The organism is Pseudomonas sp. LAMO17WK12:I10 (assembly GCF_900215185.1).
Classification (GTDB): Bacteria; Pseudomonadota; Gammaproteobacteria; order Pseudomonadales; family Pseudomonadaceae; genus Aquipseudomonas; species Aquipseudomonas chlororaphis.
In genome coordinates this window covers 128,202-151,708 of sequence record NZ_OBDX01000007.1, presented here as the reverse complement: position 1 = coordinate 151,708, position 23,507 = coordinate 128,202, and the positions used below count along the sequence as shown (strand labels likewise).

Genomic DNA, 23,507 nt, shown 5'->3' with positions numbered 1-23,507 from the left:
GGGACTGCCTGATGAGCCCAGCCGAATTGCACGCCGACAGCATCGTTATCGACGGGCTGATCATTGCCAAGTGGAACCGTGAGCTGTTCGAAGACATGCGCAAGGGCGGCCTGACCGCGGCCAACTGCACCGTGTCGGTGTGGGAGGGCTTCCAGGCCACGGTCAACAACATCGCCTCCAGCCAGAAGCTGATCCGCGAGAACAGCGACCTGGTGATGCCGGTGCGCACCACCGCCGACATCCGCAAGGCCAAGGAACTGGGCAAGACCGGCATCCTGTTCGGCTTCCAGAATGCCCATGCCTACGAGGACCAGATCGGCTACGTCGAGGTGTTCAAGCAGCTGGGCGTGGGTATCGTGCAGATGTGCTACAACACCCAGAACCTGGTGGGCACCGGCTGCTACGAGCGCGACGGCGGCCTGTCGGGCTTCGGTCGCGAGATCGTCGCCGAGATGAACCGCGTCGGCGTCATGTGCGACCTGTCCCACGTCGGCTCCAAGACCTCCGAGGAAGTCATCCTCGAATCGAAAAAGCCGGTCTGCTACTCCCACTGCCTGCCGTCGGGCCTCAAGGAACACCCGCGCAACAAGTCCGATGAAGAGCTGAAGTTCATCGCCGACCACGGCGGTTTCGTCGGCGTGACCATGTTCGCGCCGTTCCTGGCCAAGGGCATCGATTCGACCATCGACGACTACGCCGAGGCCATCGAATACACCATGAACATCGTCGGCGAAGACGCCATCGGCATCGGCACCGACTTCACCCAGGGCCATGGCCAGGACTTCTTCGAATACCTGACCCACGACAAGGGCTACGCCCGTCGCCTGACCAACTTCGGCAAGATCATCAACCCGCTGGGCATCCGCACCGTGGGCGAGTTCCCCAACCTCACCGAGACCCTGCTCAAGCGCGGTCACTCCGAGCGTGTGGTGCGCAAGATCATGGGCGAGAACTGGGTGAACGTCCTCAAGGACGTCTGGGGCGAATAACGCCAAGCCTCCACAGCACACACCTGTAGCCGCTGCCGAAGGCTGCGATCGGCTCCGAAGGAGACGCGCTCCTGCGGCCCTCGGAAGGCTCTTGGAGCCTTATCCCAGTCTTCGGCAGCGGCTACGGATGCACCAATCCAAAAGAATTCCGGAGTTTTGAAACATGGCCAAAATCGCCCCGCAACTGCCCATCGAAGTCGACAGCGAAACCGGTGTCTGGACCTCCGACGCCCTGCCGATGCTGTACGTGCCGCGTCACTTCTTCGTCAACAACCACATGGGTATCGAGGAAGTTCTGGGCGCCGACGCCTACGCCGAGATCCTTTACAAGGCCGGCTACAAGTCCGCCTGGCACTGGTGTGAAAAAGAAGCCGAGTGCCATGGCCTGGAAGGCGTCGCGGTGTTCGAGCACTACATGAAGCGCCTGTCGCAGCGCGGCTGGGGCCTGTTCAAGATCCAGGACATCGACCTCGACAAGGGCACCGCCAGCGTCAAGCTCGAACACTCGGCCTTCGTCTATGTGTACGGCAAGGTCGGGCGCAAGGTCGACTACATGTTCACCGGCTGGTTCGCCGGCGCCATGGACCAGATTCTGGCCGCCCGCGGTAGCAAGATCCGCACCGTCGCCGAACAGGTCTACGGCGGTTCCGAAGAAGGCCACGACGATGGCCTGTTCACCGTCAAGCCGTTGTAAGCGGAGTTAAGAAAAATGGCTTTCGAAGCGATGTTCCAGCCGATCCAGATCGGCAAACTGACCATCCGCAACCGGGTGCTCAGCACCGCGCACGCCGAGGTCTACGCCACCGATGGCGGCATGACCACCGACCGCTACGTGAAGTATTACGAAGAGAAAGCCAAGGGCGGTATCGGCCTGGCGATCTGTGGCGGCTCGTCCGTGGTGGCCATCGACAGCCCGCAGGAATGGTGGAGCTCGGTGAACCTGTCCACCGACCGCATCATTCCGCACTTCCAGAATCTGGCCGACGCCATGCACAAGCACGGCGCCAAGATCATGATCCAGATTACCCACATGGGCCGCCGCTCGCGCTGGGACGGTTTCAACTGGCCGACCCTGATGTCGCCGTCGGGCATCCGCGAACCGGTGCACCGCGCCACCTGCAAGACCATCGAGGTGGAAGAGATCTGGCGGGTGATCGGCAACTACGCCCAGGCCGCGCGCCGGGCCAAGGCCGGTGGCCTGGACGGCGTCGAGCTGTCCGCCGTGCACCAGCACATGATCGACCAGTTCTGGAGCCCGCGGGTTAACAAGCGGACCGACGAATGGGGCGGCAGCTTCGAAGGCCGGATGAAGTTCGGCCTGGAAGTGCTCAAGGCGGTGCGCGCCGAAGTCGGCGACGATTTCTGCGTGGGCATGCGTATCTGCGGTGACGAGTTCCACCCGGACGGCCTGTCCCACGAGGACATGAAGCAGATCGCCAAATATTACGACGACACCGGCATGCTCGATTTCATCGGCGTCGTGGGTTCGGGTTGCGATACCCACAACACCCTGGCCAACGTGATTCCGAACATGAGTTATCCACCGGAGCCGTTCCTGCACCTGGCTGCCGGGATCAAGGAAGTGGTCAAGGTTCCGGTACTGCATGCGCAGAACATCAAGGATCCGAACCAGGCCACCCGCATCCTCGAGGGTGGTTACGTCGACATGGTCGGCATGACCCGCGCGCACATCGCCGACCCGCACCTGATCGCCAAGATCAAGATGGGCCAGGTCGACCAGATCAAGCAGTGCGTGGGCGCCAACTATTGCATCGACCGCCAGTACCAGGGCCTGGATGTGCTGTGCATCCAGAACGCCGCGACCTCCCGTGAATACATGGGCGTGCCGCACATCATCGAGAAGTCCACCGGGCCGAAACGCAAGGTGGTGGTGGTCGGTGCCGGCCCGGCCGGTATGGAGTCGGCGCGGGTGGCGGCCGAACGTGGCCACGACGTGACCCTGTTCGAGAAGAAAGAGGCCATCGGCGGGCAGATCACCACTGCGTCGAAAGCGCCGCAGCGCGACCAGATCGCCGGTATCACCCGCTGGTATCAGCTGGAGCTGGCACGGCTGAAGGTCGACCTGCGCCTGGGCACCGCGGCCGATGCCGAGACCATCCTCGACCTGCGTCCGGACATTGTGGTGCTGGCCGTCGGCGGGCATCCGTTCCTTGAGCAGAACGAACACTGGGGCGCCGCCGAAGGGCTGGTGGTCAGCAGCTGGGACGTGCTCGACGGCAAGGTCGCGCCGGGCAAGAACGTGCTGGTCTACGACACCATCTGCGAGTTCACCGGCATGTCGGTGGCCGACTTCCTCGCCGACAAGGGCAGCCAGGTCGAGATCGTCACCGACGACATCAAGCCGGGCGTGGCCATCGGCGGTACGTCGTTCCCGACCTACTACCGCAGCATGTACCCCAAGGAAGTGATCATGACCGGCGACATGATGCTGGAAAAGGTCTACCGCGAAGGCGACAAGCTGGTGGCGGTGCTGGAGAACGAATACACCGGCGCCAAGGAGGAGCGGGTGGTCGACCAGGTGGTGGTGGAGAACGGCGTGCGGCCCGACGAAGCGATCTATTACGCGCTCAAGGAAGGCTCGCGCAACAAGGGCCAGGTCGACGTCGAAGCGCTGTTCGCGATCAAGCCGCAGCCTTCGTTGAGGCAGGCGGGCGACGGTTATCTGCTGTTCCGCATCGGCGACTGCGTGGCGCAGCGCAACACCCACGCGGCCATCTATGACGCCCTGCGGATCTGCAAGGATTTCTAAGCCATACCTGTAGCCGCTGCCGAAGGCTGCGATCGACTGCGAAGCAGTCGTGCTCTTGAGTTCGCAGGGAAGTCCTGCGGACTTCATCGCAGCCTGCGGCAGCGGCTACAACGACCGAGCTGGTCTTTGGGAGCTTCACCATGTTGAACACCCTTCTTCCCATCCTGCTGTTCGCAGCCATCGGCCTGGCTGTCCTGGGCGCGTTGCGGCGGGTGGCCATGTGGCGCCGGGGCCGTGCGTCCAAGGTCGACCTGATCGGCGGCCTGCTGGCCATGCCCAAGCGCTACATGGTCGACCTGCACCATGTAGTGGCGCGGGACAAATACATCGCCAACACCCACGTGGCCACGGCCGGTGGTGCCGTGGCGTCCATTGTGCTGGCGATCCTGGTGCACGGTTTCGGCCTGCATAACCGCATCCTCGGCTACGCCTTGCTGCTGATGTCGGCGGTGATGTTCGTCGGCGCGATCTTCGTCTACCTGCGCCGTCGCAACCCGCCGTCGCGCCTGTCGAAAGGCCCGTGGATGCGCCTGCCGAAAAGCCTGCTGGCGTTCTCGGCGTCGTTCTTCCTGGTGACCCTGCCGGTGGCCGGGATCCTCCCGGAAAACTTCGGCGGCTGGGTACTGGCCGCGATCCTCGGCATCGGTGTGTTGTGGGGCGTGTCCGAGCTGTTCTTCGGCATGACCTGGGGCGGCCCGATGAAGCACGCCTTCGCCGGTGCCCTGCACCTGGCCTGGCACCGCCGCGCCGAGCGTTTTGGTGGCGGCCGCTCCACCGGCCTCAAGCCGCTGGACCTGGAAGACCCGAACGCGCCGCTGGGCGTGGAAAAACCCAAAGACTTCACCTGGAACCAGTTGCTCGGCTTCGACGCCTGCGTGCAGTGCGGTAAATGCGAAGCCGCGTGCCCGGCCTTTGCCGCCGGCCAGCCGCTGAACCCGAAAAAGCTGATCCAGGACATGGTCGTCGGCCTGGCTGGCGGTACCGATGCCAAGTTCGCTGGCAGCCCATATCCCGGCAAAGCCATTGGCGAACACAGCGGCAATCCGCACCAGCCGATCGTCAACGGCCTGGTGGACGCCGAGACCCTGTGGTCCTGCACCACCTGCCGCGCCTGCGTCGAGGAATGCCCGATGATGATCGAGCACGTCGATGCCATCGTCGACATGCGCCGTCACCTGACCCTGGAAAAGGGCGCTACCCCGAACAAGGGCGCCGAAGTCCTGGAAAACCTGATCGCCACCGACAACCCGGGCGGTTTCGCCCCGGGCGGGCGGATGAACTGGGCGGCGGACCTCAACCTGGCACTGCTGGGCGAGAAGAAAACCACCGACGTGCTGTTCTGGGTGGGCGACGGCGCCTTCGACATGCGCAACCAGCGCACCCTGCGCGCCTTCGTCAAAGTGCTGAAAGCGGCCAAGGTCGACTTCGCGGTGCTGGGCCTGGAAGAACGCGACAGCGGCGATGTGGCCCGGCGCCTGGGCGACGAGGCGACCTTCCAGCTGCTGGCCAAGCGCAATATCCAGACCCTGGCCAAGTACAGCTTCAAGCGCATCGTCACCTGCGACCCCCACAGTTTCCATGTGCTGAAAAATGAATACGGCGCCCTCGGCGGCGAGTACGTGGTGCAGCACCACAGCACCTACATGGCCGAGCTGATTGCCGGCGGCGCCCTGAATCTGGGCCAGCACAAAGGCAACAGCGTGACCTATCACGACCCGTGCTACCTGGGCCGCTACAACGGCGAGTACGAGGCGCCGCGCGAGGTCCTGCGCGCCCTGGGGATCGAGGTCAAGGAAATGCAGCGCTCCGGTTTCCGCTCGCGCTGCTGCGGCGGTGGTGGCGGCGCGCCGATCACCGACATTCCGGGCAAGCAGCGGATCCCCGACATGCGCATGGACGACATTCGCGAAACCGGTGCCGAGCTGGTGGCCGTGGGTTGCCCACAATGCACCGCGATGCTCGAAGGCGTGGTCGAACCACGACCACTGATCAAGGACATCGCCGAACTGGTGGCCGATGCCTTGCTCGAAGACGCCGCGCCCGGCAAGCCGGCGACCCCGGCCAAACGTGAACCTGCGGAGGCCCACTGATGAGCGACATTATCCGCCGCGACCCGCGGGCCGAATGGATCGCCCGTAACCGCCTGCACCCGCTGCACGCGGCCATGCAACCGGCGCAACACAGCTGGATGGGGCCCAACGGCATCCTCCGCAAGAACCCCCACGGGATCGGTTTCATCGGCCCCAACGGCATCAAGCGTATCGACCGCAGCGGCGCCCAGCAGGGCGGGGCGGTCAAGCGCAGCGCCGCGGTCGAAGTCCAGCTGCCGCTGCATCAGGTGGCGCAGCCGGCGTTCTACATCAGCGTGGTGCCGGACATGGTCGGCGGCCGCCTGAGCAGTCACGACCGCGACCTGCTGGGTCTGGCCCACCAGTTGGCCGGCAAGGACGGTGCGGTGCTGGCGGTGGTGTTCGGCGAGCACAAGGAAAACGCCTTCGCCACGGCCGGCGTCGATCGCCTGCTGGTGCTCGAAGGCAACGAATTCAGCGGTTATGCACCGGAACAACGGGTCCAGGGCCTGCGGGCTGTGGATAACCAGTTCAGCCCGCGCCACTGGTTGCTGCCCGACAGCCGTACCGGTGGCGGCGAACTGGGCCGGCGTTTTGCCGCGGCCCTGGGCGAACGCCCGGCCACGCGGGTCTGGCAGGTCAAGGACGAGCAGTGCGTCGGCCGCGCCGGTGCCGGCTTGCAGGACCTGGCTCGACCGCTGGCGCGCTTGATCCTGGCCGCCGCCGAATGCGCGGAACCGGTCAGTGAAACCCGTCATGAGGCCCTGCCGGTGGAGTTATCCACAACGGTGGCGCGCAGCCTGGCGCGAATCGAAGACCTAGGCGCGGTGGCGGTGGACCCGGCGGCGATTCCCATGGCCGAGGCCGAATTCATTTTCTCCGGCGGCAACGGGGTCAAGGACTGGGAGCTGTTCCACAGGACCGCCGCGGCCCTGGGCGCCACCGAAGGCGCGTCGCGGGTGGCGGTGGACGACGGTTTCATGGCCCGCGACCGTCAGGTCGGCGCCTCGGGCACCTGGGTCACCGCCCGGGTGTACGTGGCGGTGGGGATTTCCGGGGCGATCCAGCACCTGCAGGGCATCGGTGCCTGCGACAAGGTGGTGGCGATCAACCTCGATCCAGGTTGCGACATGATCAAACGCGCCGACCTGTCGGTGATTGGCGAAAGCGCCGAGCTGCTTCAAGCCTTGATCGCGGCGGTAGAGGCCTACCGCAACGGCGCCAAGCGCGATGCGGCTTAAGGGAAGGACAGAGCTTATGAGTACCAATGTGATCAGCCTGGTGTCCATCGGCGCCCACCCGACTTCCGGCCGGCCACGGCGCGCCGAGCAGGATGCGCGGGCGGTCGAGCTGGGGCTGCAACTGGCCGGGGACAGGCTGCAGGTGCTGCACGCCGGCGATATCGCCGAGCCAGCCCTGCGCGCGTACCTGGGCATGGGCCTGGAACAGATGCACGTGCTGGAGCAGTCGGCCGGTGCCGATGCGCTGCCGGCGCTGACCGATTATTTGCGCGATGCCGGGGCGCAAGTGGTGCTCACCGGCAGCCAGGCGGAAACCGGAGAAGGTTCGGGCATGCTGCCGTTCCTGCTGGCGGAAAACCTCGGTTGGCCACTGGTGGTGGGCCTGGCCCAGGTGGAGTCCATCGACGGCGGCGTGGCCCTGGTGCTGCAAGCCCTGCCGCGCGGCCAGCGCCGTCGGCTGAAGGTGCGCCTGCCGTTCCTCGCCACTGTGGATAACGCCGCGCCCAAGCCACGGCAGAGCGCCTACGGCCCGGCCCGGCGTGGGCTGCTGCAGGCTCGGCAGGTGGAAGTGCTCGACGATGAGTTGTTCACCAGCGCCACCCTGCAACCGGCCAAACCGCGGCCCAAGCGCCTGAAAGTGATCAAGGCCAAGAGCGGCGCCGACCGCATGAAAGCCGCGACCGCCAAGGCCAGCGGCGGTGGCGGCCAGGTGCTCAAGGGCGTCAGCGCCGAAGCCGGGGCCGAGGCCATCCTCAAGCTGCTGATCGAAGAAGGCGTGGTCCGTTAGGGACAGGCCTGTCGCTCCACCGTTATCGTGAGCAAGCTTCGCTCCTACAGGGTGCGGCTTGCCTGCGATTGATTCCTCCCCTGTATCCACGTTTACCCACAATCCCTGTGCGCGCCTCTGTGGATAAGATGTTCGTCCCTCTCTGCAAGCCTCGCCAATCAAGCGTTACAGCGCGTTGTACGAAAAACGATCAAGCTAAGTCGAGGTTTTTCCGAAGGTTTTTCTGTGGATAAGGAGTTCCCCCGGTCCTCTGCCGCTGCCGAGTTGCCCCCAAAGTCTGTTGGCCTCTTTGTGGATAAGATGTTCGCTCTCCGCGGAGAGCCTTATAAACAGCGCTCTGCAGAGGTCTGATCAAAAAACAGGCAAATCCGCGGTTTTGCCCCTCCGGCGGCCCTGAAGCCTTGATATTTCGCGCTATTCGGCGGTTTTCCACAGCTCGCGGCCCTTGGCCGCAAAGTTGCCCCCAAAGTCTGTTGGCGCTTCTGTGGATAAGGTGTTCGCGTTCGTCTGCGGGCCTTTAATAACGTGGCTTGCAGAGTGTTGTTCAAAAAATGATCAAGGTCTTGTGGAAAAGGCCTTTCCGGATAAGTCACGGATTTTCTTCAGGTTCTACCAACGAATTCGTCGGCTGAAAGCCGAGTTGCCCACATTTGCTGTGGGTGGAGATGTGGATAACTTGTTCGCGGAAGGCTGGGAGCCTTGTCGGCCATGGCCGGGAGGGAGTTAGATCAAATTTTGTACAGCAACATCAGCATCGGCTTCCGTAGGAGCGAAGCGTGCTCGCGATGACCGATAACCCGGTGTGTCAGACACCGTGTCGCGGTCATCGCGAGCAAGGACTCAGGGTCAGCCGTGAACCGGCACGCCCTTGAGGTACGGAGCCGGTTCGGCGCCGAGGTTGCTCAGCATGCGCTCGCTGTACCAGTCCACAAAGTTGACCACGCCGAACTCGTAGGTCTTGGAGTACGGGCCTGGCTGGTAGGCGGTGGAGTTGATGCCGCGCTGGTTCTCTTCGGCCAGGCGACGGTCCTGGTCGTTGGTGGCGTCCCACACCTGGCGCATGCGCGCGACGTCGTAGTCCACGCCTTCGACCGCGTCCTTGTGCACCAGCCACTTGGTGGTGACCATGGTTTCCTGGGCGCTGATCGGCCACACGGTGAACACGATGATGTGGTCGCCCATGCAGTGGTTCCACGAGTGCGGCAGGTGCAGGATGCGCATCGAGCCCAGGTCCGGGTTCTTGATCCGGCCCATCAGCTTGGCGCAGCCCTGCTTGCCGTCCATGGTCATGGACACGGTGCCCTTGAGCAGCGGCATGCGCACGATGCGGTTGCGCAGGCCGAAGCTGGCGTGGGCGTAAGGGATCTTCTCGGCTTCCCAGGCGGCGGCGGAGGCAGCCACGTGGTCCTTGAACGCCTGGTCGGCGCGCGGGTCGGTGACGTCGTCCCACTCCAGCAGGGTCTTCAGCAGTTCCGGGTGCGAACCGCCGCAGTGGTAGCACTCGCGGTTGTTTTCCAGCACCAGCTTCCAGTTGGCCTTTTCCATCAAGGTGGTTTGCACCGCCACCTTGGTGTTCTCCATGTCGTAGGGTTCCATGTAGTGCGTCAGGGTCGCCAGGAAGTCATCGATGGCCGGTGGGTTCTCGGCCAGCGAGATGAAGATGTAGCCTCCGGCGGTCTTCACGTTCACTGGCTTGAGGCCGTACTGCTTCATGTCGAAGTCGGCACCCATCTCGGTGCCGGCGAACAGCAGGCGACCGTCCAGCTCGTAGGTCCACTGGTGGTAGTGGCAGACCAGCTTGGCGACCTTGCCCTTGTCGCTGGTGCACAGGCGCGAACCGCGGTGGCGGCAGACGTTGTGGAAGGCATGGACCACGCCGTCGGCGCCACGGATCACGATGATCGGGTTCTTGCCGACCTGCAGGGTCATGTAGTTGCCCTTGGTCGGAATCTCGCAGGTCATGCCGGCGATCAGCCATTCCTTCTGGAAGATCTCCTGCATGTCGATATCGAACAGGCGCTCGTCGCAGTAGAACGGCTGCGGCAGGGAAAAGGTCCGCTCGCGTTCTTGGAGCATTTGCGCGGTGGCCTTGCGTGCGGGTTCCAGCGGATCGCCCAGGCTCAGGGTTGCGGTGACGTCCATCGTTTTGGTCCTCATGGCCATCTGTGTGGCCGGCGAAAGTGGCTACGGTTGGTGCGACGCAAGGCTGAAAAATCAGCGGTTATCAGTTGAGGCGAGTGTGGGGCCGGCGCGGCCCGGAACCTTATCCATGGGCGACATGGCCCAATCTGTTCCCGACGCGCAAGCCCCGGTGGTTGGGGGCTGGTCGCGATAAGTATGTGAATGTCGCAGATAGGTAAATGGGTGTTTATGGGCCTGCGCACAATCGCCACCATAAAGGCCGGCAGTCGGCCGTGGAGATCAGCATGTCCAACAACTTCCTGAACCCGGTAACCACCCAGACCTGGGCCAATGGCCGACACATCGTCCGTTGCGTCAAAGTCATCCAGGAAACCTGGGACGTGCGCACCTTCTGTTTCATGGCCGACCAGCCGATCATGTTCTTCTTCAAACCGGGGCAGTTCGTCACCCTGGAGCTGGAGATCGAAGGCCAGCCGATCATGCGTTCCTACACCATTTCCAGCTCGCCCTCGGTGCCGTACAGCTTCTCGGTGACCATCAAGCGCGTCCCGGGCGGCAAGGTCTCCAACTGGCTGCACGACACCCTGCACGAAGGCCAGGAACTGGCGGTGCACGGGCCGGTGGGGTTGTTCAACGCCATCGACTTCCCGAGCCCGAAAGTCCTCTACCTCAGCGGCGGCGTCGGCATCACGCCGGTGATGTCCATGGCGCGCTGGTTCTACGACACCAACGGCAATGTCGACATGGTGTTTATCCACAGCGCCCGTTCGCCGAAGGACATCATCTATCACCGCGAGCTGGAGCACATGGCGTCGCGGATCGACAACTTCAGCCTGCACCTGATCTGCGAGAAACACGGCCTGGGCGAGCCCTGGGCCGGTTATCGCGGCTACCTGAACCACAAGATGCTGGAGCTGATGGCGCCGGACTTCCTCGAGCGTGAAGTGTTCTGCTGCGGCCCGACGCCGTACATGAACGCGGTCAAGCGCCTGCTCGAAGCCAGCGGCTTCGACATGTCGCGCTACCACGAGGAATCCTTCGGCGCGACGCCGGCGGAAGCTCGTGCCGACGCCGTGGAACAGGCCGAGCAGGCCGCCGAGGCGCCGGAAATCGATATCGCCGACCTGCACCAGGTGGAGTTCACCGCTTCCGGCAAGAGCATCCGCGTGGCGCCGGGCGAGACCGTCCACGCCGCCGCGGCCAAGCTTGGCCTGATGATCCCCAAGGCCTGCGGCATGGGCATCTGCGGCACCTGCAAGGTGCTCAAGCTGGGCGGTGAAGTGGAGATGGACCACAACGGTGGCATCACCGAGGAAGACGAAGCCGAAGGCTACATCCTGTCCTGCTGCAGCGTGCCGAAGGGGGATGTGCGGGTCGAGTATTGAGGGGCGGACCGGTAGCCCGTAGCCGCTGCCGAGGTACGAGGCTGCGATCGGTTGCGTAGCAACCGTGAACCCGGAGCTCTCGGTGCTTCTGACCTATCGAGGGGCTGGGTTTGCGACTGCTTTGCAGTCGATCGCAGCCTCGTACCTCGGCAGCGGCTACAGATTGATCCGCTCGCTCAGTCGATAAACAGATCCGTCATCAGCGTTTCGCTGCTGTCGGGATCGAAGCGGTAATGGGCGAAGTCGCTCACCCCCTGTTCGCGCAGTATTTCTTCGTCTATCAGCAAGCGCCCGGTGATGCGGCGCTGGCTGCTGGAGAGGATCGCGTGGGCCGCATCGGCCATGATTGCAGGCGTGCGCGCATGCTTGAACGACTCGCGCGAACCCAGCTGGAACTCGATGGCGGCGGTGGCGATCATGGTCTGCGGCCACAGCGAGTTGACGCTGATGCCGTAGTTGCTGAATTCCTCGCTCATGCCCAGGGTCAGCATGCTCATGCCGTATTTGGTCACGGTGTAGGGGCTGTACTGGGCGAACCATTTGCTCGCCAGGTTCAGCGGCGGCGACAGGTTGAGGATGTGGCCTCCGCTGGTTTTCAGGTAGGGCAGGGCCGCCTGGCTGCACAGCAGCACGGCGCGGGTGTTGATCTGGTGCATCAGGTCGAAGCGCTTGAGCTCGATGTGCTGCACCCCGGTCAACTTGATCGCCCCGGCATTGTTGACCAGCGCATCGATGCCGCCGAAATGCTCGGTGGCCTTGGCCAGGGCCTGGCGCACTGTCTCTTCGTCACGCACGTCCACCTGCAACGCCAGGGCCTTGCCGCCCGCCGCCTCGACTTCGCGGGCCACGCTGAAGATGGTGCCGGGCAGCTTGGGATGGGGGTCGGCGCTTTTCGCCGCGATCACGATATTGGCCCCGTCCCGCGCCGCCCGTAGGGCGATTTCACGGCCGATGCCACGACTGGCGCCGGTGATGAACAGGGTCTTGCCTTGTAAGGACATGGATGCGCTCCCGATTATTGTCGTTATCCGAGCGGGTACAGCGGCTCGCCAGACAATCTAGTTCATGTCTGGCGGCGCGCGCGGATCAGGGGCGAAAAGGCGAAGGGCCGCGAGCGTTGCCCGCGGCCGGGGAGGGCTCAGTACAGCGCCGGGCGGCGGTCCAGGTGTACGTGGTTATGGGGGCTGATGTGCTTGTGCCGGGCGTCCGCCAGGGGCAGTTCCGCCAGCAGCAGTTGCTGCTGGGGCTGACGGGCGCTGCCGGCCAGCGGATATCCGTCGGCGTCGACGATCAGCGAGCCGCCGACCCAGGCCACGCCACGCTCGTCGCCGCAGCGGTCGCAGGCGGCGATGAACATGCGGTTGACCGCGGCGTTGGCCTGGACCCGGACCATTTCCGCCGGGCGTTCGCCCGCCGGACGCGGCCCGTCCGGCCAGTTGACCGGGGCGCAGAGCAGGGCGGCGCCGGCCAGCGCGGGCAGGCGCACCCATTCCGGGAACTCCAGGTCGTAGCAGATCAGCATCGCGATCGCGCCAAAACGGGTTTCGACCAGCGGCGGCGGTTGGTCGCCAACAGTGAACACAAGCTTTTCCCGGTCCCACAGATGGGCCTTGCGGTACACCGTCACCCGCCCCTCGGGCTCGACCAGCGCGGCGCTGTTGGCCACTTGTCCGGCATTCAGGCGCTCGCAGAAACCGCCGACGATCACCACCTGCAGCTCTGCGGCCAGGGCCTTCCACAGGGTCAGCGTCGGCCCATCGAGGGCCTCGGACAGCGCCAGCGCCTCCTGCCGATCGGTGAACACATAACCGCTCTGCACCAGTTCCGGCAGCACCACCACCTGGGCGCCCTGGGCTGCGGCCTCGCGGATGGCCCGCTGGCCCAGCTCGCGGTTGTAGTCGAGCTCGCCCACCCGTGGGGCGATCTGCTGGCAGGCGACTTTCAGGGTGGGCAATCCAGTCATTGGCCGGCTCCTTCCAGTTGGCGTTCGCTGGCCTGGATCGCCAGGCGCTCGGCGTCCAGGTCCAGGCCCCGGGTCAGCGCCCAGTAGGCCACGCCGGCCACGGCCAGGCCGATGACAAAGGCAATGTCCGCGCCCTCCAGCGCCCGGGCCACCGGGCCCTGGTAGAAGCTCAGGGACATGAATGGAATCATCGCGACCAGGCCGAGGAAATAGGCGATGAGCCCGGGCATGGCCCAGCGGCCATAGATGCCGGCCGGGTTGAAGATGTCGCTGATGGCGTAGTGACCTTTGCGCACCACGTAGAAGTCCGCCAGGTTGACCGCGGTCCAGGGCACCAGGAAATACAGCATCAGCAGCACGAAGGTGTTGAAGCTCGCCAGGTAACTGTCGGGAATGTTCATGGCGATCAGGAAAATCACCACCGCCACCAGGGCGATGCCCACCACCCGGCTCTTGAGGTTCGGCTGGATCTGCAGGAAGCCGTCGATGGCGCTGATGCCGGTGAGCATCGCGCCGTAGCAGTTGACCGCCATGATGCCGACCAGGGCGGGCACGGCGATCAGCACGGTAAAGGTGCCGAAGCCCGGGATCATCTGGTTGCCGACTTCGCGGACGCTGCCGATGGCGTCCGGCGACGGCAGGGCGGAGGCGAGGAAGGCGCCCAGGGACATCAGCCACAACGCCGAGCCCGCGGCGCCCAGGTAGGTCCAGAAAATCACCTGGCGCGACGAGGTCTTGTGCGGCAGGTAGCGCGAATAGTCCGAGACATACACCGAGTAGCTGATCTGGTAGCCGGCGGCCGCCGACAGCTGGATCAGGAACGCCGACCAGGAGAAGTGCGCGTCGGCCACGGCGGCGTCGGCCTGCAGGGTCATCAGCGCGCTGATGGTCAGCACGGTGAACACGCTGATCATGATGTAGGTCAGCCAGCGCTGCACGGCGTGCAGCAGGTCATGCCCGACCACGGCGATGATCACCGCAAGGATGATCATCAGGCTGTACCAGGGCGCCCGCGCGCCGGGCACCACGGTGTTGATGGCGTCGGTGGCGAGGATCACGTTGAACACGTTGAAGCCGATGTAGACGAAGACCACCGCAGTGAAGGGGACGATGGCCCCGCGCAGGCCGAATTGCGCCCGCGACTGGATCATCTGCGGCAGGCCCATGCGTGGCCCCTGGTTGGCATGGAAGGCCATGCAGAAGGTGCCCAGGCAGACGCCGAGGACGATGGCCAGGATCGAGTAGTGCAGGCTCAGGCCGAGGGCGGCGCCGGTGAAGCCGGTGACCATGGTGGTCAGGACGAAGTTGCCGGTGAACCAGAACGGACCCTGGTGCCAGACCTTGCCGTGGCGCTCGTGGCGCGGCACGTAGTCGATGGAGCGGGTTTCGATCTTGAGGCTGGGGGACGGGGCTTTTTCCGTTGCCGCGGGCAGGCTGGTCATGGGGCTGTGCCTTGTTTTTATAAATTGACCCCGGAGTCTCGGATATACGCCTGTGATGTTGAATCAGTGGAGGGAAATAATCAGTTCAGGAATTTGTGAACTGATGTCACGCAGCGCCGGCCCACCGCTCCCGATCTCGACAGGAGGCGGCAGGCCGGCGAGGGCATTCAGCCGGCCATGACCTGGCGAATGTCCGCGGCCAGTTCGCGGACCCGCGCTTCTTCGGTGTCCCACGAGCACATGAAGCGCGCGCCGCCTTTACCGATGAAGGTGTAGAAGCGCCAGCCCTTGGCGGTCAGCGCGGCGATGGCCGGTTCCGAGAGTTGCAGGAACACGCCGTTGGCCTGCACCGGGAACATCAGCTCCACCCCTGGAATGTCCGCTACCAGCTCGGCCAGCAATTGCGCGCAATGGTTGGCGTGGCGAGCGTATTTGAGCCAGGCGTCGTTTTCCAGCAGGCCGACCCAGGGCGCGGACAGGAAGCGCATCTTCGAGGCCAGCTGGCCGGCCTGCTTGCAGCGGTAGTCGAAGTCTTCGGCCAGCTTGTGGTTGAAGAACAGGATCGCCTCGCCCACCGCCATGCCGTTTTTCGTGCCGCCGAAGCACAGTACGTCGACCCCGGCTTTCCAGGTCAGGTCGGCGGGCGAGCAGCCAAGGAAAGCGCAGGCGTTGGAGAAGCGCGCGCCGTCCATGTGCAGGTTCAGCCCCAGCTCCTTGCAGGTGGCGCTGATGGCGCGGATTTCTTCCGGGGTATAGACGCTGCCGACCTCGGTGGCCTGGGTCAGGGTCACCACTCGTGGCTTGGGGTAGTGGATGTCCTGGCGCTTGAGGGCGATGTCGCGGATCGAGTCCGGGGTCAGCTTGCCGTTCTCGGTGCCGGCGATCAGCAGCTTGGAGCCGTTGGAGAAGAATTCCGGCGCGCCGCATTCGTCGGTTTCGACGTGGGCGGTTTCCGAGCAGATGACGCTGTGGTAACTCTGGCACAGCGACGACAGGGCCAGGGAGTTGGCGGCGGTGCCATTGAAGGCGAAGAACACCTCGCAGTCGGTCTCGAACAACTTGCGGAAATAATCGGCGGCGCGTGCGGTCCACTGGTCGTCGCCATAGGCGCGCTCGTGGCCGCGGTTGGCCTGGTCCATGGCCGCCCAGGCCTCGGGGCAAATGCCGGAATAGTTGTCGCTGGCGAATTGTTGGCTCTTGTCGGTCATGGCCGTCTTCCGTGCTAAGGGTCCGAGAGGGGAGTCCTTCGATAAAGGGCTCCGGATAAGGCGCTCCTGGGTAAGGAGCCCTTGGGTCAAGCGTCCGCAACGAGGTCTGGGCCGGCAGGACAGCGCAGGCCCCGCAGAGATCGGTGGAGCGCCACTTTACCCAAGATTGAGGGGGGAGCACAGGCTCTGTTTATGGGTGAAAAATGCACAGGCCATGAGGATATATGCCAGACCCGCTGCTGACCCCGCTGGCCGCCCGGCGCGATGGCGCCCTGGACCTGCTCAAGTGGCTGGCGCTGCTGAGCATGGTGCTCGATCACCTGCGCTACGTCGGCTGGAGCCTCGATCTGCTGTATGTGCCCGGGCGCCTGGCGTTTCCCTGGTTCTGCCTGGCGCTGGCGGCCAATGTGGCGCGGGCCGGCGCGACGGATCGCGAGGGCGCGGGGCAATGGCGTTACCTGGGCTGGCTGCTGTTGTTCAGCCTGCTCAGCGAGGTGCCGTACCGGCTGTACATTCCCGACCCCGACACCCTGAATGTGCTGCCGACCCTGGCCCTGGGCCTGTTGGTGGCCCGCGCCTGGCAGCGTCGCGGCGGGCTGGCGCTGTGGCTGGGGATCGGCGCGGCCTTGCTCGGCGGGCTGTTCGACCGGTACCTGATGTTCGGCCTGTTCGGCGTCTTGCTGCCGCTGGCGATGTTGCTGGTGCTGCAGCGCCGCTGGTACTGGGCGCTGCTGCCGGGGCTGCTGTGCCTGGCGGCCAACCAGTGGCAAAGCCTGCTGCCGGCGGCGCGCCTGGGTAATCAGGTGGCCGCCTGGGCGCTGCTCGCCTGCGTGCTGGCGCCGTGGCTGGGGCTGGCGATCCTGCGCCGGATGCGCGGTTTTTCGCCGCCACCGATGCGGCGCTGGGCCTATCTGCTGTATCCCGGGCATTTCCTCCTGCTGCTGATGCTGCGCAACCTGCTGGCCTGATGGCGAACCGTTGTCGCTACGAACGCCCTGTAGCCGCTGCCGAGCTGGCGAGGCTGCGCTCGGCCGCGAAGCGGTCGTAAAACCAGGCAACCTGTTCTTCCAGGCATATCGCGTGCTCAGGTTTTGCGAGGACTGCGTCCTCGAGCGCAGCCTCGCAGGCTCGGCAGCGGCTACAGAGGCGACACGCCAACATGAAAGCTGTGGCGCCACTGGTCGGTGGCGGGGGCTGGCGGTCGCGGGCAAGCCACCGACATAGAGCCTTCGGCGCGTGGCGCCCGCAAGCAATTGTCTCTCTGCGCCAGGCCATGTCGTAAACGCACCTTTGCGTGGCGTCCATAGGCATTTGGCCGGTCAGCGCCGGTCATACCATCGCATCCAAAGGGCACTACCGCAGGGTACGTGCCTCACCGAGACGAAAGGCGCACCGCCGCCGCTGGGAGAGACGCGATGTTCAGCAAGCAAGACCAAATCCAGGGTTATGACGATGCACTGCTGGCGGCCATGAATGCCGAGGAGCAACGTCAGGAAGATCACATCGAGCTGATCGCGTCGGAGAACTACACCAGCAAGCGCGTGATGCAAGCGCAAGGCAGCGGCCTGACCAACAAGTACGCCGAAGGTTATCCGGGCAAGCGCTACTACGGCGGCTGCGAGCACGTGGACAAGGTCGAGGCCCTGGCCATCGAACGCGCCAAGCAACTGTTCGGCGCCGACTACGCCAACGTCCAGCCGCACTCCGGTTCCTCGGCCAACAGCGCCGTGTACCTGGCCCTGCTGCAAGCCGGCGACACCATCCTGGGCATGAGCCTGGCCCACGGCGGCCACCTGACCCACGGCGCCAAGGTGTCGTCCTCGGGCAAGCTGTACAACGCCGTGCAGTACGGCATCGACACCAACACCGGGCTGATCGACTACGACGAAGTCGAGCGCCTGGCCGTCGAGTGCAAGCCGAAGATGATCGTCGCCGGCTTCTCGGCCTACTCCAAGACCCTCGACTTCCCACGCTTCCGCCAGATCGCCGATAAGGTCGGCGCGCTGCTGTTCGTCGACATGGCCCACGTCGCCGGCCTGGTCGCCGCTGGCCTGTACCCGAACCCGCTGCCTTACGCCGACGTGGTCACCACCACCACCCACAAGACCCTGCGCGGTCCGCGTGGCGGCCTGATCCTGGCCAAGGCCAACGAAGAAATCGAGAAGAAGCTCAACGCCGCGGTCTTCCCGGGCGCCCAGGGCGGCCCGCTGATGCATGTGATCGCCGGCAAGGCGGTGTGCTTCAAGGAAGCGCTGGAGCCTGGCTTCAAGGCCTACCAGCAGCAAGTGATCGACAACGCCCAGGCCATGGCCGGCGTATTTATCAAACGCGGCTACGATGTAGTGTCCGGCGGCACCGACAACCACCTGTTCCTGGTCAGCCTGATCCGTCAGGGTCTCACCGGCAAGGAGGCGGACGCCGCCCTGGGGCGCGCCCACATCACCGTGAACAAGAACGCCGTGCCGAACGATCCACAGTCGCCGTTCGTGACCTCCGGCCTGCGTATCGGCACCCCGGCGGTGACCACCCGCGGCTTCAAGGTTACCCAGTGCGTGGAGCTGGCCGGCTGGATCTGCGACATCCTCGACCACCTCGGCGATGCCGATGTCGAGGCCAATGTCGCTCGTCAGGTATCGGCCCTGTGCGCGGACTTCCCGGTTTATCGCTGAGTGCGGTTTTGGAGTAAATGACTATGCAACGCTACTCGGGCTTCGGCCTCTTCAAGCACTCCCTCAGCCACCATGAAAACTGGCAGCGCATGTGGCGCACGCCGACCCCGAAAAAGGTCTACGACGTGGTCATCGTCGGCGGTGGCGGGCATGGCCTGGCGACCGCCTACTACCTGGCCAAGGAGCACGGCATCACCAACGTCGCCGTGGTCGAAAAAGGTTGGCTGGGCGGCGGTAACACCGCGCGCAACACCACCATCGTGCGTTCCAACTACTTGTGGGACGAGTCGGCGCACCTGTACGAACACGCGATGAAACTGTGGGAAGGCCTGTCCCAGGACCTCAACTACAACGTGATGTTCTCCCAGCGCGGCGTCTACAACCTGTGCCACACCCTGCAGGACATCCGTGATTCCGAGCGTCGGGTCAGCGCCAACCGCCTCAACGGCGTGGATGGCGAGCTGCTCAACGCCAAGCAGGTGGCGGACGAGATTCCGTACCTGGACTGCTCCAAGAACACCCGCTACCCGGTACTGGGCGCCACCGTCCAGCGCCGTGGCGGCGTGGCCCGTCACGATGCCGTGGCCTGGGGCTTTGCCCGTGCCGCCGACGCTCTGGGCGTGGACCTGATCCAGCAGACCGAAGTGATCGGCTTCCGCAAGGAAAACGGTGTGTGCATCGGCGTGGAAACCAACAAGGGCTTCATCGGCGCCAAGCGCGTCGGCGTGGTCACCGCCGGTAACTCCGGGCACATGGCCAAGCTCGCCGGTTTCCGCCTGCCGATCGAATCGCACCCGCTGCAAGCACTGGTGTCCGAGCCGATCAAGCCGATCATCGACAGCGTGATCATGTCCAACGCGGTGCACGGTTACATCAGCCAGTCCGACAAGGGCGACCTGGTGATCGGCGCCGGTATCGACGGCTGGGTCGGCTACGGCCAGCGCGGTTCGTACCCGGTGATCGAGCACACCATCCAGGCCATCGTCGAGATGTTCCCGATCCTTTCGCGGGTGCGCATGAACCGCCAATGGGGCGGCATCGTCGACACCACCCCGGACGCCTGCCCGATCATTTCCAAGACTCCGGTGCCGAACATGTTCTTCAACTGCGGTTGGGGTACCGGCGGCTTCAAGGCAACACCTGGCTCGGGCAACGTATTCGCCGCGAGCCTGGCCAAGGGTGAAATGCACCCCCTGGCCGCACCTTTCTCCATCGACCGTTTCCACAACGGTGCGCTGATCGATGAACACGGCGCTGCAGCTGTCGCCCACTAACAAAGGCCTCATGAAAACTACTGCGCTCGGCAATACGGCGTTAAAAACAGGCTCGAAATGCTCACTTAGTAAACTAAGCTCCGCTTTCTCCCCTGTTTTTGCCTTGTCTTGCCTTCGCTCGCTACGTTTTCAAGAGGCTTGATAGGAGAAATCCCTATGTTGCACATCTTCTGTCCTCACTGCGGCGAACTGCGCTCCGAAGAGGAATTCCATTCGTCCGGCCAGGCGCATATCCCGCGTCCACTGGACCCGAACAACTGCACCGACGAGGAGTGGGGCGACTACATGTTCTTCCGCGATAACCCTCGCGGTCTGCACCACGAGCTGTGGATCCATGCCGCCGGCTGCCGTCAGTACTTCAACGCCACCCGCGACACCGTGACCTACGAGATTCTCGAAACCTACAAGATCGGTACCAAGCCACAATTCACCGACAAGACCGATAGCCCGAAAGCGGCCACGCAGGCTCTGGGAGAGAAGGTATGAGCCAGTCCAATCGCCTGTCCAACGGCGGACGCATCGACCGCAACAAAGTCCTCAGCTTCACCTTCAACGGCCAGACCTACAAAGGCTTCGAAGGCGACACCCTGGCCGCTGCCCTGCTGGCCAACGGCGTGGACATCATCGGTCGCAGCTTCAAGTATTCCCGGCCGCGCGGCATTTTCGCCGCCGGTGCCGAAGAGCCGAACGCGGTGCTGCAGATCGGCGCCACCGAAGCCACCCAGATCCCCAACGTGCGCGCCACCCAACAGGCGCTGTACCAGGGCCTGGTCGCCACCAGCACCAACGGCTGGCCGAGCGTCAACAACGACATGATGGGGATTCTCGGCAAGGTCGGCGGCAAGCTGATGCCACCGGGCTTCTACTACAAAACCTTCATGTACCCGCAATCGTTCTGGATGACCTACGAGAAGTACATCCGCAAGGCCGCGGGCCTGGGTCGCTCGCCGACCGAGAACGATCCGGACACCTACGACTACATGAACCAGCACTGCGACGTGCTGATCGTCGGCGCCGGCCCTGCCGGCCTGGCCGCGGCCCTGGCGGCTGCGCGCAGCGGTGCGCGGGTGATCCTCGCCGACGAGCAGGAAGAATTCGGCGGCAGCCTGCTGGACAGCCGCGAAAGCCTGGACGGCAAGCCGGCGGCCGAGTGGATCGCCACCGTGGTCGCCGAGCTGAAGTCGCTGCCGGACGTGACCCTGCTGCCACGGGCCACCGTGAACGGCTACCACGACCATAACTTCCTGACCATTCACGAGCGCCTGACCGACCACCTCGGCGATCGCGCACCAATCGGCCAGGTGCGCCAGCGCATCCACCGGGTACGCGCCAAGCGCGTGGTGCTGGCCACCGGCGCCTGCGAGCGTCCGCTGGTCTACGGCAACAACGACGTGCCGGGCAACATGCTGGCCGGCGCGGTCTCGGTCTACGTGCGTCGCTATGGCGTGGCACCGGGCAAGAAGCTGGTGCTGAGCACCAACAACGACCATGCCTACCGTGTGGCCCTGGACTGGCTCGACGCCAGCCTGCAAGTGGTGGCCATCGCCGATGCCCGTCACAACCCACGTGGCGCGCTGGTGGAAGAAGCCCGCGCCAAGGGCATTCGCATCCTCACCTCCAGTGCGGTGATCGAAGCCCGTGGCAGCAAGCATGTGACCGGCGCCCGCGTCGCGGCGATCGACGTCAAGGCCCACAAGGTCACCAGCCCAGGCGAGTGGCTGGACTGCGACCTGATTGCCAGCTCCGGCGGCTACAGCCCGGTGGTGCACCTGGCGTCGCACCTGGGCGGCAAGCCGATCTGGCGTGAAGACATCCTCGGTTTCGTACCGGGCGAAGCACCGCAGAAACGCGTGTGCGTCGGCGGCATCAACGGCGTCTACGGCCTCGGCGATTCCCTGGCCGACGGTTTCGAAGGTGGCGTGCGCGCTGCCAGCGAAGCGGGTTTCAAGGCCGTGGAAGCGGTATTGCCCAAAGCCCTGAGCCGTATGGAAGAGCCGACCCTGGCGCTGTTCCAGGTGCCCCATGAAAAAGGCACCGCGCGGGCACCCAAGCAATTCGTCGACTTGCAGAACGACGTCACCGCCGCCGCCATCGAACTGGCGACCCGCGAGGGCTTCGAGTCGGTCGAGCACGTCAAGCGCTACACCGCGCTGGGCTTCGGTACCGATCAGGGCAAGCTCGGCAACGTCAACGGCCTGGCCATCGCGGCCCGTTCGCTGAACGTGAGCATCCCGCAGATGGGCACCACCATGTTCCGTCCGAACTACACGCCGGTGACTTTCGGCGCCGTGGCCGGTCGTCACTGCGGGCACATCTTCGAGCCGGTACGCTTCACCGCGCTGCATGCGTGGCACGTGAAGAACGGCGCCGAGTTCGAGGACGTCGGCCAGTGGAAGCGCCCCTGGTACTTCCCGAAGAATGGCGAAGACCTGCATGCCGCGGTCAAGCGCGAGTGCAAGGCAGTGCGCGACAGCGTCGGCCTGCTCGACGCCTCGACCCTGGGCAAGATCGATATCCAGGGTCCGGACGCCCGTGAGTTCCTCAACCGCATCTACACCAACGCCTGGACCAAGCTCGACGTGGGCAAGGCGCGCTACGGCCTGATGTGCAAGGAAGACGGTATGGTCTTCGACGACGGCGTGACCGCCTGCGTCGGCGAAAACCACTTCATCATGACCACCACCACGGGCGGCGCCGCGCGTGTCCTGCAATGGCTGGAGATCTATCAGCAGACCGAATGGCCGGACCTCAAGGTGTACTTCACCTCGGTCACCGACCACTGGGCGACCATGACCCTGTCCGGGCCGAACAGCCGCAAGCTGCTCAGCGAAGTCACCGACATCGACCTGGACAAGGACGGCTTCCCGTTCATGACCTGGAAAGAAGGCCTGGTGGGCGGTGTGCCGGCGCGGGTGTTCCGCATTTCCTTCACCGGCGAGCTGTCGTACGAAGTCAACGTCCAGGCCGACTACTCCATGGGCGTACTGGAGCAGATCGTCGAGGCCGGCAAGAAGTACAACCTGACCCCGTACGGCACCGAAACCATGCACGTATTGCGGGCTGAGAAGGGCTTCATCATCGTCGGCCAGGACACCGACGGCTCGATGACCCCGGACGACCTGAACATGGGCTGGTGCGTCGGTCGCACCAAGCCGTTCTCGTGGATCGGCTGGCGTGGCATGAACCGCGAAGACTGCGTGCGCGACCAGCGCAAGCAGCTGGTGGGCCTGAAACCGATCGACCCGAACCAGTGGCTGCCGGAAGGCGCGCAGCTGGTGTTCAACACCAAGCAGGCGATCCCGATGAGCATGGTCGGTCACGTGACCTCCAGCTATGCCCACAACTCCCTGGGTTATTCGTTTGCCATGGGCGTGGTCAAGGGCGGCCTGAAGCGGATGGGTGAGCGGGTGTTCGCGCCATTGGCCGACGGCACGGTGATCGAGGCGGAAATCGTTTCTTCGGTGTTCTTCGATCCGAAAGGCGATCGCCAGAACGTTTAACAAAGATCCATGTAGCCGCTGCCGCAGGCTGCGTACGACTGCGAAGCAGGCGCCGCTTTCGAGGGCGC

The 23,507-nt window shown here is 64.5% G+C and carries 17 protein-coding genes; 12 read left to right on the top strand and 5 right to left on the bottom strand.

The window, feature by feature from the left end; all coding sequences use genetic code 11:
- Window positions 1-11 precede the first annotated feature (11 nt).
- The 6 genes from CRO75_RS10690 (at window position 12) to CRO75_RS10665 (ending at window position 7,856) form a co-directional block, all read left to right on the top strand.
- Entirely contained in the window at window positions 12-989 is a 978-nt protein-coding gene (locus CRO75_RS10690) for a dipeptidase (RefSeq protein ID WP_007926352.1), read from the top strand.
- Window positions 990-1,152: 163 nt separating this feature from the next.
- A complete protein-coding gene (locus CRO75_RS10685) occupies window positions 1,153-1,683 on the top strand; it encodes a DUF5943 domain-containing protein (RefSeq protein ID WP_007926354.1) in 531 nt (176 codons plus the stop codon).
- A 15-nt stretch (window positions 1,684-1,698) separates the two neighbouring features.
- Entirely contained in the window at window positions 1,699-3,759 is a 2,061-nt protein-coding gene (dgcA, locus tag CRO75_RS10680) for a dimethylglycine demethylation protein DgcA (RefSeq protein WP_097135191.1), read from the top strand.
- A gap of 140 nt (window positions 3,760-3,899) precedes the next feature.
- A complete protein-coding gene (gene dgcB, locus CRO75_RS10675; RefSeq protein ID WP_097135190.1) occupies window positions 3,900-5,849 on the top strand; it encodes a dimethylglycine demethylation protein DgcB in 1,950 nt (649 codons plus the stop codon).
- Window positions 5,849-7,069, top strand: a complete 1,221-nt coding sequence (locus CRO75_RS10670; RefSeq protein ID WP_009045950.1) for an electron transfer flavoprotein subunit alpha/FixB family protein — start codon at window positions 5,849-5,851, stop codon at window positions 7,067-7,069. The genes dgcB and CRO75_RS10670 overlap by 1 nt, the downstream gene beginning before the upstream one ends.
- Before the next feature lie 16 nt (window positions 7,070-7,085).
- Window positions 7,086-7,856: an electron transfer flavoprotein subunit beta gene (locus CRO75_RS10665; protein ID WP_007926363.1), complete on the top strand. Its 771-nt coding sequence runs from the start codon at window positions 7,086-7,088 to the stop codon at window positions 7,854-7,856.
- An 846-nt stretch (window positions 7,857-8,702) separates the two neighbouring features.
- Here CRO75_RS10665 and gbcA read toward each other — a convergent pair.
- Window positions 8,703-9,998 (bottom strand): glycine-betaine demethylase subunit GbcA, encoded by a 1,296-nt coding sequence (gbcA, locus tag CRO75_RS10660; RefSeq protein WP_007926366.1) that lies wholly within the window; start codon window positions 9,996-9,998, stop codon window positions 8,703-8,705.
- Between the two features lie 284 nt (window positions 9,999-10,282).
- Here gbcA and gbcB point away from each other — a divergent pair, with 284 nt between their 5' ends.
- Window positions 10,283-11,383, top strand: coding sequence for a glycine-betaine demethylase subunit GbcB (gbcB, locus tag CRO75_RS10650; protein WP_009045947.1), 1,101 nt, complete (start codon window positions 10,283-10,285; stop codon window positions 11,381-11,383).
- A gap of 176 nt (window positions 11,384-11,559) precedes the next feature.
- Here the strand turns inward: gbcB and CRO75_RS10645 are convergent, their stop codons facing one another.
- The 4 genes from CRO75_RS10645 to CRO75_RS10630 all read right to left on the bottom strand — a co-directional run bounded on the left by CRO75_RS10645 (window position 11,560) and on the right by CRO75_RS10630 (window position 15,996).
- On the bottom strand, window positions 11,560-12,384 hold the full coding sequence (locus CRO75_RS10645) for an NAD(P)-dependent oxidoreductase (protein WP_097135189.1): 825 nt from the start codon (window positions 12,382-12,384) through the stop codon (window positions 11,560-11,562).
- 137 nt (window positions 12,385-12,521) lie between these two features.
- The gene (locus CRO75_RS10640) at window positions 12,522-13,346 is read right to left on the bottom strand and encodes a nitrilase-related carbon-nitrogen hydrolase (protein ID WP_097135188.1); all 825 of its coding nucleotides are present in this window, start codon (window positions 13,344-13,346) and stop codon (window positions 12,522-12,524) included.
- A complete protein-coding gene (locus tag CRO75_RS10635; RefSeq protein WP_009045944.1) occupies window positions 13,343-14,788 on the bottom strand; it encodes a cytosine permease in 1,446 nt (481 codons plus the stop codon). The genes CRO75_RS10640 and CRO75_RS10635 overlap by 4 nt, the downstream gene beginning before the upstream one ends.
- A gap of 167 nt (window positions 14,789-14,955) precedes the next feature.
- Complete coding sequence (locus CRO75_RS10630; RefSeq protein ID WP_007926372.1) at window positions 14,956-15,996, bottom strand: low specificity L-threonine aldolase; 1,041 nt, start codon at window positions 15,994-15,996, stop codon at window positions 14,956-14,958.
- 224 nt (window positions 15,997-16,220) lie between these two features.
- Between CRO75_RS10630 and CRO75_RS10625 the strand changes: the two genes are divergently transcribed.
- The 5 genes from CRO75_RS10625 (at window position 16,221) to CRO75_RS10605 (ending at window position 23,439) form a co-directional block, all read left to right on the top strand.
- Window positions 16,221-16,964, top strand: a complete 744-nt coding sequence (locus CRO75_RS10625) for a TraX family protein (RefSeq protein ID WP_097135187.1) — start codon at window positions 16,221-16,223, stop codon at window positions 16,962-16,964.
- A gap of 447 nt (window positions 16,965-17,411) precedes the next feature.
- Window positions 17,412-18,665 carry a serine hydroxymethyltransferase gene (glyA, locus tag CRO75_RS10620; RefSeq protein ID WP_007926375.1) on the top strand — a complete coding sequence of 418 codons (1,254 nt, stop codon included), beginning with the start codon at window positions 17,412-17,414 and terminating at the stop codon, window positions 18,663-18,665.
- A 23-nt stretch (window positions 18,666-18,688) separates the two neighbouring features.
- Window positions 18,689-19,939 carry a sarcosine oxidase subunit beta family protein gene (locus tag CRO75_RS10615; protein WP_007926378.1) on the top strand — a complete coding sequence of 417 codons (1,251 nt, stop codon included), beginning with the start codon at window positions 18,689-18,691 and terminating at the stop codon, window positions 19,937-19,939.
- Between the two features lie 156 nt (window positions 19,940-20,095).
- The gene (locus tag CRO75_RS10610) at window positions 20,096-20,425 is read left to right on the top strand and encodes a sarcosine oxidase subunit delta (RefSeq protein ID WP_007926380.1); all 330 of its coding nucleotides are present in this window, start codon (window positions 20,096-20,098) and stop codon (window positions 20,423-20,425) included.
- The gene (locus tag CRO75_RS10605) at window positions 20,422-23,439 is read left to right on the top strand and encodes a sarcosine oxidase subunit alpha (RefSeq protein WP_097135186.1); all 3,018 of its coding nucleotides are present in this window, start codon (window positions 20,422-20,424) and stop codon (window positions 23,437-23,439) included. Before CRO75_RS10610 ends, CRO75_RS10605 begins: the two co-directional genes overlap by 4 nt.
- Window positions 23,440-23,507 lie beyond the last annotated feature (68 nt).

Excerpts from the sequence above, each read along its gene's own strand:
- CRO75_RS10690 (WP_007926352.1), top strand. The coding sequence starts at position 12 with ATGAGCCCAGCCGAATTGCACGCCGACAGCATCGTTATCGACGGGCTG.
- CRO75_RS10685 (WP_007926354.1), top strand. The coding sequence starts at position 1,153 with ATGGCCAAAATCGCCCCGCAACTGCCCATCGAAGTCGACAGCGAAACC.
- dgcA (WP_097135191.1), top strand. The coding sequence starts at position 1,699 with ATGGCTTTCGAAGCGATGTTCCAGCCGATCCAGATCGGCAAACTGACC.
- dgcB (WP_097135190.1), top strand. The coding sequence starts at position 3,900 with ATGTTGAACACCCTTCTTCCCATCCTGCTGTTCGCAGCCATCGGCCTG.
- CRO75_RS10670 (WP_009045950.1), top strand. The coding sequence starts at position 5,849 with ATGAGCGACATTATCCGCCGCGACCCGCGGGCCGAATGGATCGCCCGT.
- CRO75_RS10665 (WP_007926363.1), top strand. The coding sequence starts at position 7,086 with ATGAGTACCAATGTGATCAGCCTGGTGTCCATCGGCGCCCACCCGACT.
- gbcA (WP_007926366.1), bottom strand. The coding sequence starts at position 9,998 with ATGGACGTCACCGCAACCCTGAGCCTGGGCGATCCGCTGGAACCCGCA.
- gbcB (WP_009045947.1), top strand. The coding sequence starts at position 10,283 with ATGTCCAACAACTTCCTGAACCCGGTAACCACCCAGACCTGGGCCAAT.
- CRO75_RS10645 (WP_097135189.1), bottom strand. The coding sequence starts at position 12,384 with ATGTCCTTACAAGGCAAGACCCTGTTCATCACCGGCGCCAGTCGTGGC.
- CRO75_RS10640 (WP_097135188.1), bottom strand. The coding sequence starts at position 13,346 with ATGACTGGATTGCCCACCCTGAAAGTCGCCTGCCAGCAGATCGCCCCA.
- CRO75_RS10635 (WP_009045944.1), bottom strand. The coding sequence starts at position 14,788 with ATGACCAGCCTGCCCGCGGCAACGGAAAAAGCCCCGTCCCCCAGCCTC.
- CRO75_RS10630 (WP_007926372.1), bottom strand. The coding sequence starts at position 15,996 with ATGACCGACAAGAGCCAACAATTCGCCAGCGACAACTATTCCGGCATT.
- CRO75_RS10625 (WP_097135187.1), top strand. The coding sequence starts at position 16,221 with ATGCCAGACCCGCTGCTGACCCCGCTGGCCGCCCGGCGCGATGGCGCC.
- glyA (WP_007926375.1), top strand. The coding sequence starts at position 17,412 with ATGTTCAGCAAGCAAGACCAAATCCAGGGTTATGACGATGCACTGCTG.
- CRO75_RS10615 (WP_007926378.1), top strand. The coding sequence starts at position 18,689 with ATGCAACGCTACTCGGGCTTCGGCCTCTTCAAGCACTCCCTCAGCCAC.
- CRO75_RS10610 (WP_007926380.1), top strand. The coding sequence starts at position 20,096 with ATGTTGCACATCTTCTGTCCTCACTGCGGCGAACTGCGCTCCGAAGAG.
- CRO75_RS10605 (WP_097135186.1), top strand. The coding sequence starts at position 20,422 with ATGAGCCAGTCCAATCGCCTGTCCAACGGCGGACGCATCGACCGCAAC.